We start from the raw sequence: 12,200 nt of genomic DNA on the forward strand, positions 1-12,200 counted from the left end.
GGCGCGGATGGACGGCGCACGATCGGTGAACGGGGCGGCGGGCAAAGGGAGTTCCGCTGATACGCGGGATTCCGTGCGCCGGGGTGAGGCCGCCAGGGGCGAGAAGCTGGCCGACTGGGCCGACGGACGACTGGGCCTCTACGCCCTCGCCAAGGCCAACATGCGCAAGGTCTTCCCGGACCACTGGTCCTTCATGCTCGGCGAGATCTGCCTCTACAGCTTCCTCATCCTGATCCTCACCGGCGTCTACCTCACCCTCTTTTTCGAACCGAGCGGCGTCGAGGTCGTCTACAACGGCACGTACACGCCGCTCAACGGCGTCATCATGACCAGGGCGTACGAGTCCACGCTCGACATCAGCTTCGACGTACGCGGCGGACTGCTGATCCGGCAGATCCACCACTGGGCGGCGCTCGTCTTTGTCGCCGGGATGCTCATCCACATGATGCGGGTGTTCTTCACCGGCGCGTTCCGCAAGCCGCGCGAGCTCAACTGGGTGTTCGGCTGGACCCTGTTGTTCCTCGGCATCATCACCGGCCTGACCGGCTACTCGCTCCCCGACGACCTGCTCTCCGGCACCGGCCTCCGCTTCGCCGACGGCGCGATCCTGTCCGTCCCGGTCGTGGGGACGTACCTCTCCATGTTCCTCTTCGGCGGGGAGTTCCCGGGCCACGACATCATCTCGCGGCTCTTCCCGATCCATGTGCTGCTGCTGCCGGGAATCATGCTGGGGCTGGTCGTCGCCCATCTGATCCTGGTCTTCTACCACAAGCACACGCAGTACCCAGGGCCCGGCCGGGACGAGAAAACGGTCGTCGGTATGCCCTTCCTGCCGGTCTACATGGCCAAGGCGGGCGGCTTCTTCTTCCTCACCTTCGGCGTGCTGGCCGTCATGGGCGCCATCGCCAGCATCAACCCCGTCTGGGCGTTCGGCCCCTACCGCGCGGACCTTGTCACCACCGGCGCCCAGCCGGACTGGTACCTCGGCTTCTCCGAGGGACTGATCCGGGTGATGCCGGGATGGGAGATCAACGCCTGGGGCCACACCCTGGCGCTGGGCGTCTTCATCCCCTTCTCCCTCTTCCCGCTCATCATGGCGGCCATCGGCGTGTACCCGTTCATCGAGGGCTGGATCACCGGCGACAAACGCGAGCACCATATTCTCGACCGACCACGAAACGTCCCTGTCCGTACGGGACTCGGCGTGGCCTGGCTGAGCCTGTACGGGGTGCTGCTGATCGGCGGCGGCAACGACATCGTGGCCACGCATCTGCATCTGTCGATCAACACGATCACCTGGTTCGTGCGGGTCGGATTCTTCGTGGTGCCGGTGGTCGCCTTCGTCGTGACGAAGCGGATCTGCCTGGGGCTCCAGCGCAGCGACCGCGACAAGGTGCTGCACGGCAGGGAGACGGGCACCATCAAGCGGCTTCCGCACGGCGAGTACGTCGAAGTCCACGAACGGCTCCCGCAGGAGGCGCTGTTCACCCTCACCCAGCACGAACAGGCCCCGCCGTACGAGATCGGCCCGCTCGTCGACACCAATGGCGTCCGCCGCCGGGTCACCCCCGGGCAGCGGCTGCGGGCCCGGCTGGCCCGGTCCATGTTCGGCCCCGACACCCGGATTCCCAAGCCGACAGCGGAGGAGCACCGGGAACTGACCGGCGGCGATCACCACCACTGAGTCCGCCTCCCGCCGACCTTCCCTAACAAGTGTTTGGTAGGTACTGTGGTCCCATGGGAGACGTCGAGAGTCCGGCGTACGTACCCGGACACGGGCTGCTGAAGGGGCGTACCGCCGTCATCACGGCAGCCGCGGGTGCGGGGATCGGCGGGGCCACCGCCCGCCGGTTCCTGGAGGAGGGCGCGCGCGTGCTGATCAGCGACGCGCACGCGCGGCGGCTCAAGGAGTACGAGGGGGAACTGGCCGGGGAGTTCGAGGGCGTCGACTCACTGCCCTGCGACGTCACCGACGAACGCCAGGTGCGGGCCCTCTTCGACACGGCCGTACGCGTGCACGGGCGCCTCGACATTGTCGTCAACAACGCGGGTCTCGGGGGCACTTCGGCCCTCGCCGACATGACGGACGAACAGTGGTCGAAGGTCCTGGACGTGACGCTCAACGGCACGTTCCGGTGCGTACGGGCCGCGTTGCGGGCCTTTCGCGAGAGCGGGTCGGGAGGCGTCGTCGTCAACAACGCGTCCGTCGTCGGGTGGCGGGCTCAGGCCGGTCAGGCGCACTACGCCGCCGCCAAGGCGGGCGTCATGGCGCTTACCCGGAGCGCGGCCATCGAGGCGGCCGAATACGGGGTCCGGGTCAACGCGGTGTCGCCGAGCCTCGCCATGCATCCCCACCTCGTGAAGGTGACAACCCCGGAACTCCTGGCCGAACTGACGGCCCGTGAGGCCTTCGGGCGGTACGCCGAGCCCTGGGAGGTGGCCAACGTGATCGTGTTCCTGGCGTCCGGCTACTCCTCGTACCTGACCGGAGAGGTCGTCTCCGTCAGCAGCCAGCACCCCTAGGCCGGCACATGTCTGGGACCACAATGGACGAGTGCCTCCTACGAAGAAGAAGCCCCAGGTGACCGCCGTGCCCGCCCGCCGCCGTGAACTCCTCGACACCGCCGCCGAAGTGTTCGCCGAACAGGGCTACAACGCCACCACCGTACGCAAGATCGCGGACCACGCCGGCATGCTCGCGGGCAGCCTCTACTACCACTTCGACTCCAAGGAATCGATGCTGGAGGAGATCCTGCGCACGTTCCTCGACGAGCTGTGGGACGGCTACGACACCGTCCTGGACGCCGAGTCCGGGCCGCGCGAGACGCTGGAAGCGCTGGTCATCGAGTCGTTCCGGGAGATCGACCGGCACCGTGCCGCCGTCGCGATCTACCAGAAGGAGTCCAAGCAGCTCGTCACACAGGAACGGTTCGCGTTCCTCGCCGAGTCGCAGCGCAGATTCGAGAAGGCGTGGCTGTCCACGCTGGAACGCGGAGTCGCCGCCGAGGTCTTCCGCGCCGACCTCGACATCCGCCTCACCTACCGCTTCGTGCGCGACACCGTGTGGGTCGCCGCGTCCTGGTACCGGCCCGGTGGACAGCACAGTCCGGAGGAGATCGCCCGCCAGTACCTGTCGATGGTGCTGGACGGGATCGCCGTACGTGAATAGCCCTTTCCTGTGAGGGATACGAGGGATATGAGGGAGTTGCCATGGCCGAGGCCTACATCGTCGAAGCGGTCCGTACGCCCGTGGGGCGGCGCGGAGGTGGTCTGAGCGGTGTCCATCCGGCGGACCTGGGCGCGCACGCGCTGACCGCGCTCATGTCGCGGGCCGGGCTCGACCCGGCCGCCGTGGAGGACGTCGTCTTCGGGTGCCTGGACACGGTGGGGCCGCAGGCCGGTGACATCGCCCGCACCAGCTGGCTGGCCGCCGGGCTGCCCGAGGAAGTGCCGGGGGTGACCGTCGACCGGCAGTGCGGATCCTCGCAGCAGGCCGTCCACTTCGCCGCGCAGGCCGTGCTGTCCGGCACGCAGGACCTGGTCGTCGCGGGTGGCGTCCAGAACATGTCGATGATCCCGATCGCCTTCGCCTCCCGCCAGGCGGCCCTGCCCCTGGGGCTCACGGAGGGCCCGTTCGCGGGCAGCGCGGGCTGGCGGGCCCGGTACGGGGAGCGGCCGGTGAACCAGTTCGCCGGCGCCGAGATGATCGCCGCCAAGTGGGGCATCAGCAGGCAGGACCAGGAGGAGTACGCGCTGCGCTCGCACGAACGCGCGGTCCTGGCCATCGACGAGGGCCGCTTCGCCCGCGAGACGGTCGCCTACGAGACGGTGAGCGTCGACGAGGGCCCGCGCCGGGACACCTCCCTGGCGAAGATGGCCGGCCTGAAGCCCGTCATCGACGGCGGCACCATCACCGCCGCCGTCTCCTCCCAGGTCTCCGACGGCGCCGCCGCGATGCTGCTCGCCTCCGAGCGGGCGGTACGCGAACACGGGCTGCGGCCCCGGGCCCGCGTCCACCATCTGTCCGTACGGGGCGAGGACCCGATCCGGATGCTGACGGCGCCGATCCCGGCCACCGCACACGCCCTCAAGAAGACCGGCCTGTCCATCGACGACATCGACCTCGTCGAGATCAACGAGGCCTTCGCCCCGGTCGTCCTCGCCTGGCTGAAGGAGACCGGTGCCGATCCGGCCAGGGTCAACGTCAACGGCGGCGCGATAGCCCTGGGGCACCCCCTGGGCGCGACCGGCGTCAAGCTGATGACGACCCTTCTGCACGAACTGGAGCGCACGGGCGGGCGGTTCGGGCTCCAGACGATGTGCGAGGGCGGGGGACAGGCGAACGTGACGATCATCGAACGGCTTTGAGCAGCACGGTGAACGGCACAGCGAACGGTACGGAGAACCGTCGTCTGGGCGGTCGTGTCGCCCTTGTCACCGGCGGCACACGTGGAGTCGGCGCGGGCGTCGCCCGGGCCCTCGTCGAGGCGGGCGCAGAGGTGCTGGTCTGCGCTCGCCGGCCGCCTGAAGTCCCGCTGCCCGGCGTGGAGTTCAGGGCTGTCGATCTGCGGGACCGGACTGCCGTGTACGACTTCGTCGGGGGGCTGCCTCGCCTCGATGTCCTCGTCAACAATGTGGGGGGCAGTCCTTATCGGGCGTTGGGGGGTGCGGGTGCGGGTGCTGGGGGCGGAGACGGGGGTGCTGATGTCGAGCGGCATGTTCGTGTGATCGAGCTGAACCTGATCACGCCGCTCACGGTCTCCCTCGCCGCGTACGAGCACCTGAAACGGGCTCGGGGATCCGTTGTGATGATCGGCAGCGTCAGCGGGAGTCGTCCCTCGCCCGGGACCGCCGCGTACGGTGCCGCCAAGGCCGGGCTGGAGCATCTCGCCCGGTCGATGGCTGTCGAATGGGCGCCCGATGTCCGGGTCAACACCCTCGTCGTCGGCATGGTCCGCACCGAGCTGTCCCACCTGCACTACGGCGGCACCGACGGCGTCGACGCCGTAGCCCGTACGGTCCCGGCGGGCCGCCTCGCCGACCCGTCCGACATCGGTGCTGCCGCGGTGTTCCTCGCCTCCGATGCCGCGGCGTACATCAGCGGGGCGAGTCTGCTGGTGCATGGCGGGGGGGAACGGCCGGCGTTTCTGGACGCGGCGACGGCGAACAGGGGTGGGGGGTGAGGGCGGGTTTTCTCGCCCCCGCCGCCCCTACCCGTCCCATCCCGTTCCTGGGGGCTGCCGCCCCCAGACCCCTGCTCCGGCCCTGAACGGGCCTTGTCCTCAAACGCCGGACGGGCTGGAAATGCCGCCCGGCACCGAGGATGTGGGTCGGTGGGAAACAAGGCCTGGGCGGCATCGACCTCGGCTGTCGAACGCCGGACGAGCTTGGATACCTGGTCCTGGGGCGGCGGGAAACACGGCCCGGGCTGCACTGGCCCAACCTCGCAACACCGGCGCAGCCACCCCTCACCCCAACCCCAGCGCCCCCTCCAACACCGCCACGATCTCCGCATGCCCGGTCCCCTGATCGACGCCCGCCACCACGTTCCCGTCCCGCACAAGCTCCACGGCCACCCCCTCCGCCCAGCGCCGCGTCACGTACTCGCCGCCGAAGCCGTGCGCGCGCCCCAACCCCGCCCGAAGCTCCGACGCCACGTCCAGCCGAGTCCACCGGCGGGCCTCCGTCAGCGCCTCCCCCCTGGACCCGGCGCCGTGCGCCAGCAGGGACCGTACGCAGGCGGGGGAGCCCCGGCGGGCGGCCGTGACCAGTGGGGGTTCGCCGGTAGGGCCGGGGCGGTTCGGGTCCGCGCCCGCTGTCAGGAGGGCCTCGGACACCGCCGCGTGACCACATCGCAGGGCCCAGGTCAGGGCCGTGAAACCGAACGCCTCCACGGCGTCGGGAACGGCCCCCGAAGCCAGCAGCGCGCGAACAACCTCCGCATGCCCGCCGCAGGCCGCCCCGCACAGAGGGAGGTCCGAGCCCGCGCTCAGCCGGTCGGGCGCGGCACCGGCGGACAGCAGCAGCCGTACGATGCCGGGCGCGTCGCTCACCGCCGCCACATACAGGGCGGTCTGGCCGTCCTCGTCCACCGCTTCCGGGCTCACACCGAGGCGCAGCAGCCGTACGACCGCGTCCTCGTCACCTTCGTACACCGCGGTGAAGAGATCGCGCTCACTGCCGTTCGGAGGTTCTTGCCCGTTCATACCTTCCGACCATCGCTCCCGAAGTGCCCGTGAGGCAAAGGGTTTCGGGGTGAAATGCCCCACGCTTCCCCGATGTCACGTGTCGCACTCCAGCACCGTCCGGCACACCCCGCACCGCGCCCGCACGCGCCCCCGCACCGGCACCCTGATGCGCTGGTGACAGGTCGGACAGGGAAACGAGACCCGCAGCCGCCCGTGCCCATCGGGGACATCAGGGCCACCGGGGGCATCGGGCGTGAAGCTGTACGGGACGATGCCCGGCTGCGCGGCACCCGGCGCGTGCGGGTCCTGGGCATGGCGGCGGTCACGGGCGTAGCGCCGGCGCCCCGCCCAGCCGGCCGCCGTCAGCGGGGGCTGGCGTGTGTCGCGGCGGGCCAGTTCCATGCCCGCCGTGTACGCCGTGTACGCCTGCGGGCTGGTGAACCAGATCGCCGGGTCCTCGTCGAAGACCAGCGCACGCTTGGCCAGGACGTACCCGAACTCCTCCGGGGTGAGATAGCCGAGCTTCTGCGAGGAGGTCGCGTCCTCACGGAAGGCGTCCAGGAGCAGCCAGCCCGCGCCCAGATACGCCGCCGCCGTGTCCGTGAGGATCTCGTTGTCCCGCGTTCCCGGGAACGACAGGTCCAGGCGGTGCAGATAGACGTGCATCACCTCGTGCGCGAGGGCCGCGCCGATGTCCCTGCGATGGGTACGGAAACGGTCGTTCAACTCGATGAAGTACTCGGGCCCAGCCGCCAGTTCGACGTTCGCCGCGTGGGTCATCTCGCGGAAACCGACGATCATGCGCGCGTCGGGGAGCCGGTAGTGGCGCACGATCTCGTGGGCCACGCGCTGCACGCCCGGATACAGGTCGTCGGTGTCGCAGAAGGCCACGTCGACGGGGGCCACGCTGGTCGCGAAGGTGTGAACGGTGTCGTACGACAGCCTCTTGTAGAGCGCGTTGATCGCGGCCCGCACCGTCTCCAGGTGTGGGTAGCCGTGCTCGACCGGTCCGCCGTTCGCCACGTCCATACCCCCAAGACGCCCTGAACTCTTCTCCACGATACGTACCGGAGTGCTGTCAGTGAGAGCGGATTTCCTGCCGTCCGGTTCCGCCAGGGGCACGTGAGATCCGCCCTTGTCCCGCACCCGCATCGATCTTCATACTTGTGTTCTTTGTCATCACACACCCCACACCCGAAGGGACGTACGTTGACCCATACCTCGTCAGCCGGAAGAGGTCTCTCCCTGGTCAAGCGGGCCGCGGCAGTCGGTGCCGCGGCCCTCGCGATCGCGAGCCTCCAGCCGCTCGCCGCCCAGGCCGCGCCAGCGCCCGTCATAGGAGGAACGCCCGCCGCGCAGAACGAGTTCCCGTGGCTGGTGCACCTCTCGATGGGCTGTGGAGGCGCGCTCTACAAGAAGGACGTCGTCCTGACCGCCGCCCACTGCGTGGACGGTTCCGGCGCCAACACGGGCATCACCGTCACCGCCGGGGTCGCCGACCTGAACGCCTCGGGGGCGATCAAGGTCAAGTCGACCAAGGTCCGCCAGGCCCCGGGCTACGACGGCAACGGCAAGGACTGGGCGCTCATCAAGCTCGCCCGGCCGATCAACAAGCCCACACTGAAGATCGCCACGACCACCCAGTACAACCGCGGCACGTTCACCATCGCGGGTTGGGGCGACACCAAGGAGAACGGCGGCACCGGCACCACCAAGCTCCAGAAGGCCACCGTCCCCTACGTCAGCGACGCGGCCTGCAAACTGCGCTACGGCAATCAGCTCGTGCCCGGCGACGAACTGTGCGCCGGCTACCTGGCGGGCGGCGTCGACACCTGCCAGGGCGACTCCGGGGGCCCCATGTTCCGCAAGGACGACACGGGTGCCTGGATCCAGGTCGGCATCGTCAGCTGGGGCTACGGCTGCGCCCGGCCCGGCGTACCCGGCGTCTACTCCCAGGTGTCCACCTTCGCGAAGGACATAGCCCGGGCGGCGTCCGCCCTGTAAGGCTTCCGAATCCGGCGGGGCCCCACGGCCTCGCCGGAATCCGGAAACCTGCACGCACGCGCGCATGCATGGGCGCGGGCACGTCAGTTGCCGCCGGGCTCGACGGGGTTCAGTACCGGCCCCGTCCGCCCGGCGCCCTCCAGCTCCAGCACCCACACCTCGTTCACGCCCTCCCGCAGCACCGGCCCCGGCACATACAGCGAGCGCTGCGGCCCCACGCACCAGTAGCGCCCCAGCCCGAACCCGTTGACCCACACGAACCCGCGCGTCCACCCCGGCAGTTCGAGCAGGGCGTCCCCCGCCCCGAGCACCGTCACGGCCCCCCGGTACAGCCCCGGGGCGTCCTCAGAGGGCAGCCCCGCGAAGGGCACCGCCCGTACGGCAGCCTCCTCGAACGCGTCCAGCCGCAGCCCGCGTGCCCGCACCCCGTGCAGAAACTGCCGCTCGTGCAGCACGCCCCCGGTGATGCCCTTCGGCTCGCCGACGCGCGGCCCGTAGTTGACCCTCCCCAGGGACTCCACCCACAGCTCCACGCGCGCGTGCCCCCCGACCGGCTCCGCGAGCCGCACGTCCCCCTCGCCGAGCACCCCGGCCCGCACCCCGTCGACGTACACCACCGCCAGATCCCGCAGCCCGCGCACCGACAGCGGATACGGCCGCCGGGGTCCCGGAACGGTCACCGTGTAGCGCACGAGACCGCGGTCCACGTCCAGTTCCTCGAACGTGGGCGGCACCGGATGCTCCGTCTCGGGACCACCCAAGGTGTCGAGTACGGCGCTCAGCGGCGCCCAGTCGGTGAGGAGCGCAGTGGCCGGGGCGGCCAAGGGGGAGGGGGCGGGCGGCGGTTCGGGCGGCGGGGTGTCCGCGTACCCGGCGAGGACCTCCCGGAAGCGCCAGAACTTCTCCGTGGGGCGCCCCTGTTCGTCGATCGGGGCGTCGTAGTCGTACGACGTCACGTCCGGCTCCAGAGCGCCCTCGTGGACCTCCCCGAGAGCCGAACCACCGGCCCGGTTCGCGCCTGCCCAGCCCGCGAAGCTCGTACCGCCGTGCGCCACATAGACGTTGACCGACGCCCCGCACTCCAGGATCTCGCCCAGGGCCCGCGCCGCGTCCTCGGGATCCCGTACGACGTGCTCGGCGCCCCAGTGGTCGAACCAGCCGCACCAGAACTCCATGCACATCAGCGGGCCCGTCGGCCGGTGCCGACGCAGCGTCTCGAAGGCCACGCGCGCGTGGGCACCGAAATTCACCGTCGCCAGGACGCCCGGCAGCGAGCCGCCCGTCAGCATGTGGTCCTCCGGACCGTCCGACGTGAACAACGGAACGCTCACACCCCCCGCCCGCAGCAGCCCGGCCAGCCGGTCCAGGTACTCCCGGTCGGAGCCATAGCTGCCGTACTCGTTCTCGACCTGCACCATCAGCACCGGGCCGCCCCGGTCGATCTGCCGCGACACGATCTCCGGGAGGAGACGGCTCAACCAGCGCTCCACGGGACCCAGAAAACGGGCGTCACGCGTGCGCGTGTGCCCCGTCAGCCAGTGCGGGAGGCCGCCGTTCTCCCATTCCGCGCAGATGTACGGGCCCGGCCGCACGATCGCCCACAGCCCCGCCTCCCGCGCCGCGTCCAGGAACCGGCCCACCTGCCCGACATCGCGGAAGTCACCGGGACGCGGCTCGTGCAGGTTCCACGGAACGTACGTCTCCACGCAGTTGAGGCCCATCGCCCGCAGCATCGCCAGCCGGTGCGCCCACTGCTCCTCGTGCACCCGGAAGTAGTGCAGCGCCCCGGACAGCAGCCGCACCGGGCGTCCGTCCAGCAGAAAGTCCGTGTCCCCCACCGTGAACTCGCTCATGTGCCCCACCCTCACCCCTGGCGGCCGACAGCGTCCATGGACAAAGATCAGCGCCAGTTGGACCGGGCTGTCGGCGGCTCTCTACCGTCGGCGGAGGAGACGACCACGGCACAGGCGGGAGGAACGCGGATGTACCGCACCTGGATGCGCTTCTTCAGCCCCGCGCCCGCCCACCACCGGCTCGGCCTCGTCTGCCTCGGTGTCGGCCTCCAGCACGGCGCCCTGCCCACCGTCGGACCGCGCGTCCTCGACCACCACGTGGCCGTCGTCGTCAGCGGCGGCCGCGGCTGGTTCCAGGGCGCCGACGGACACCGCCGGCCCGTCACCGCGCCCACCCTGATCTGGCTCACCCCCGGCGCGGCCCACCACTACGGGCCCGACCCCGACACCGGCTGGGACGAGGCGTTCGTCGACTTCACCGGACCCGCCACCGCCACGTACGCCGAACTCGGCTACATCGAACCCGAGCGACCCCTCGTACCCCTCACCGACGCCGGCCCCGCCCGGGCGGTGATCGGGCGCATGGCCCGCGCCGCACGCCGCGACAACCCCATCCTGGAGGTCGAGACGGCCGCCGCCGTACACGAACTGCTCGTCGCCCTGCGCCGCACCCGCGCCGACCTCGCACCCGACGGCGACCAGGTCCTCGCCGCCCTCGCCCGCGACGCCTGCCGGCCCCTGACCGTCGCCGAACACGCGGCCCGGCACGGCATGACCCCCGCCGAACTGCGCACCGCGGTACGACGGGGCGCCGGATGCAGCCCCAAGGACTACCTCCTCGGCGTCCGGCTGGGCCGCGCCAAGGAACTCCTCGCCGCCACCGAACTGCCCGTCGCCGCCGTCGCCCGCCGCGTCGGCTACGACGACCCCGCGTACTTCTCCCGCCTCTTCACCCGCCGCGTCGGCATGGCCCCCGTCCACTTCCGCGCCCAACAGGGACGCACCGTCCCCGGCGGCTGGAGCGACCGCGTCCCCGACCCCGCCGACCCGCCGATGATCGAACACCCGCACACGACGTAACACCGAGATCCCGCCTACCTCACCCACCCCGCGAAAACCCGACGCCCCACGAGCCCGTCCAATGCGCGCCACGTAATGTGGACGCCCATGACCACCAGCAACAACCGTGAAGTCGACCCCGCGATCCGCGCGGAACTCGGCCGGCTGCGCGAGAGCATCGACAACATCGACGCCGCCGTCGTCCACATGCTCGCGGAGCGCTTCAAGTGCACCCAGCAGGTCGGCCACCTCAAAGCCGCACACCAACTGCCTCCCGCCGACCCGAACCGCGAGGCCCAGCAGATCGCCCGTCTGCGCCGACTCGCCGAAAGCGCCAACCTCGACCCCGCGTTCGCCGAGAAGCTCCTCAACTTCATCATCGCCGAGGTGATCAGACACCACGAGCGCATTGCCGACGACGCCCTGAACGGCGGGAAACCGCCGGTGAATTGACCCCCGGGGCGTGACAGCCGGGCACCCGTGGAGGCATGCTGCGCTGTGCACTCCTTGTGCACTCGTAGTCAGCCGACGAGCACTGCGCGTCAGCACCACGGGTTACCTGCTGGTTGCCCACCCGGGAGGGGACGTCGGGCCATGCCGTCGGATGCCAAGATCCTCATCGTCGACGACCACGAGGACACCCTGTACGCCCTGGAGAGCGCCCTGGCCCCGCTCGGCTACCTGCTCGCCCGCGCCACCAGCGGCGACGAGGCGCTCAAACAGGTACTGCGCGGCCAGGTCGGCCTCCTCCTGCTCGACGTCCGCATGCCTGGCGTCAGCGGCCTCGACGTCGTGCGCTATATGCGCCGCCTCGAACAGACCCAGCACATCCCCGTCGTCCTGCTCACCGGCTTCGGCCCCGACGCCGAACTCACCTCCACCGCGTTCCGCCTCGGCGTCGCCGACCTCGTCATGAAACCCATCGACCCCTGGACCCTGCGCACCAAGGTCCGCTACCTCTACGACGCCCACCGCCGCCACCTGGCCCTCGAACAGGAGGTGCGGGAACTCCGCGCCCTCGTCAAGGATCACGACGTACTCACCCGCACCCTGGAGGAGGACCGCACCTAGGCACCGCGAACGGCCCACAAACCGCCCACAAACGGCCTCACAGGCCGGACCGGAGGCAGGGGCGCACGCACGGACGAACCACGTG

The 12,200-nt window shown here is 70.5% G+C and carries 11 protein-coding genes and 1 pseudogene; 9 read left to right on the top strand and 3 right to left on the bottom strand.

Features of this window, described 5'->3' with window-relative positions; translation table 11 throughout:
• Positions 1–7 precede the first annotated feature (7 nt).
• From qcrB to OG734_RS36860, 5 genes are read left to right on the top strand one after another with little or no spacing between them, the layout of a single operon-like run.
• Entirely contained in the window at positions 8–1,684 is a 1,677-nt protein-coding gene (qcrB, locus tag OG734_RS36840; RefSeq protein ID WP_330291755.1) for a cytochrome bc1 complex cytochrome b subunit, read from the top strand.
• Between the two features lie 53 nt (positions 1,685–1,737).
• Positions 1,738–2,523, top strand: a complete 786-nt coding sequence (locus tag OG734_RS36845) for an SDR family oxidoreductase (RefSeq protein WP_330291756.1) — start codon at positions 1,738–1,740, stop codon at positions 2,521–2,523.
• Between the two features lie 31 nt (positions 2,524–2,554).
• Positions 2,555–3,169 (top strand): TetR/AcrR family transcriptional regulator, encoded by a 615-nt coding sequence (locus OG734_RS36850; protein WP_330291757.1) that lies wholly within the window; start codon positions 2,555–2,557, stop codon positions 3,167–3,169.
• A gap of 41 nt (positions 3,170–3,210) precedes the next feature.
• Entirely contained in the window at positions 3,211–4,368 is a 1,158-nt protein-coding gene (locus OG734_RS36855) for an acetyl-CoA C-acetyltransferase (protein WP_330291758.1), read from the top strand.
• On the top strand, positions 4,365–5,183 hold the full coding sequence (locus tag OG734_RS36860) for an SDR family oxidoreductase (protein WP_443064985.1): 819 nt from the start codon (positions 4,365–4,367) through the stop codon (positions 5,181–5,183). Before OG734_RS36855 ends, OG734_RS36860 begins: the two co-directional genes overlap by 4 nt.
• 285 nt (positions 5,184–5,468) lie before the next feature.
• Here the strand turns inward: OG734_RS36860 and OG734_RS36865 are convergent, their stop codons facing one another.
• Positions 5,469–6,206 (bottom strand): ankyrin repeat domain-containing protein, encoded by a 738-nt coding sequence (locus OG734_RS36865; protein WP_330291759.1) that lies wholly within the window; start codon positions 6,204–6,206, stop codon positions 5,469–5,471.
• Between the two features lie 75 nt (positions 6,207–6,281).
• Positions 6,282–7,211, bottom strand: coding sequence for a hypothetical protein (locus OG734_RS36870; RefSeq protein ID WP_330293927.1), 930 nt, complete (start codon positions 7,209–7,211; stop codon positions 6,282–6,284).
• A gap of 186 nt (positions 7,212–7,397) precedes the next feature.
• Between OG734_RS36870 and OG734_RS36875 the strand changes: the two genes are divergently transcribed.
• Complete coding sequence (locus OG734_RS36875) at positions 7,398–8,192, top strand: S1 family peptidase (protein WP_330291760.1); 795 nt, start codon at positions 7,398–7,400, stop codon at positions 8,190–8,192.
• Between the two features lie 83 nt (positions 8,193–8,275).
• Here OG734_RS36875 and OG734_RS36880 read toward each other — a convergent pair whose 3' ends face one another.
• Positions 8,276–10,045, bottom strand: a complete 1,770-nt coding sequence (locus OG734_RS36880; RefSeq protein ID WP_330291761.1) for a glycoside hydrolase family 35 protein — start codon at positions 10,043–10,045, stop codon at positions 8,276–8,278.
• Positions 10,046–10,174: 129 nt separating this feature from the next.
• On the opposite strand from OG734_RS36880, the gene OG734_RS36885 reads away from it, so the two are divergent.
• The 3 genes and pseudogenes from OG734_RS36885 to OG734_RS36895 all read left to right on the top strand — a co-directional run.
• A complete protein-coding gene (locus tag OG734_RS36885; RefSeq protein WP_330291762.1) occupies positions 10,175–11,065 on the top strand; it encodes a helix-turn-helix transcriptional regulator in 891 nt (296 codons plus the stop codon).
• A gap of 87 nt (positions 11,066–11,152) precedes the next feature.
• Complete coding sequence (locus OG734_RS36890; protein ID WP_330291763.1) at positions 11,153–11,497, top strand: chorismate mutase; 345 nt, start codon at positions 11,153–11,155, stop codon at positions 11,495–11,497.
• A gap of 141 nt (positions 11,498–11,638) precedes the next feature.
• Positions 11,639–12,076, top strand: a pseudogene (locus OG734_RS36895) (response regulator); the annotation flags it as partial.
• Between the last annotated feature and the right edge of the window lie 124 nt (positions 12,077–12,200).

The sequence above is a fragment of the Streptomyces sp. NBC_00576 genome, assembly GCF_036345175.1.
Lineage (GTDB): Bacteria > Actinomycetota > Actinomycetes > Streptomycetales > Streptomycetaceae > Streptomyces.

Excerpts from the sequence above, each read along its gene's own strand:
- qcrB (WP_330291755.1), top strand. The coding sequence starts at position 8 with ATGGACGGCGCACGATCGGTGAACGGGGCGGCGGGCAAAGGGAGTTCC.
- OG734_RS36845 (WP_330291756.1), top strand. The coding sequence starts at position 1,738 with ATGGGAGACGTCGAGAGTCCGGCGTACGTACCCGGACACGGGCTGCTG.
- OG734_RS36855 (WP_330291758.1), top strand. The coding sequence starts at position 3,211 with ATGGCCGAGGCCTACATCGTCGAAGCGGTCCGTACGCCCGTGGGGCGG.
- OG734_RS36865 (WP_330291759.1), bottom strand. The coding sequence starts at position 6,206 with ATGAACGGGCAAGAACCTCCGAACGGCAGTGAGCGCGATCTCTTCACC.
- OG734_RS36880 (WP_330291761.1), bottom strand. The coding sequence starts at position 10,045 with ATGAGCGAGTTCACGGTGGGGGACACGGACTTTCTGCTGGACGGACGC.
- OG734_RS36885 (WP_330291762.1), top strand. The coding sequence starts at position 10,175 with ATGTACCGCACCTGGATGCGCTTCTTCAGCCCCGCGCCCGCCCACCAC.
- OG734_RS36890 (WP_330291763.1), top strand. The coding sequence starts at position 11,153 with ATGACCACCAGCAACAACCGTGAAGTCGACCCCGCGATCCGCGCGGAA.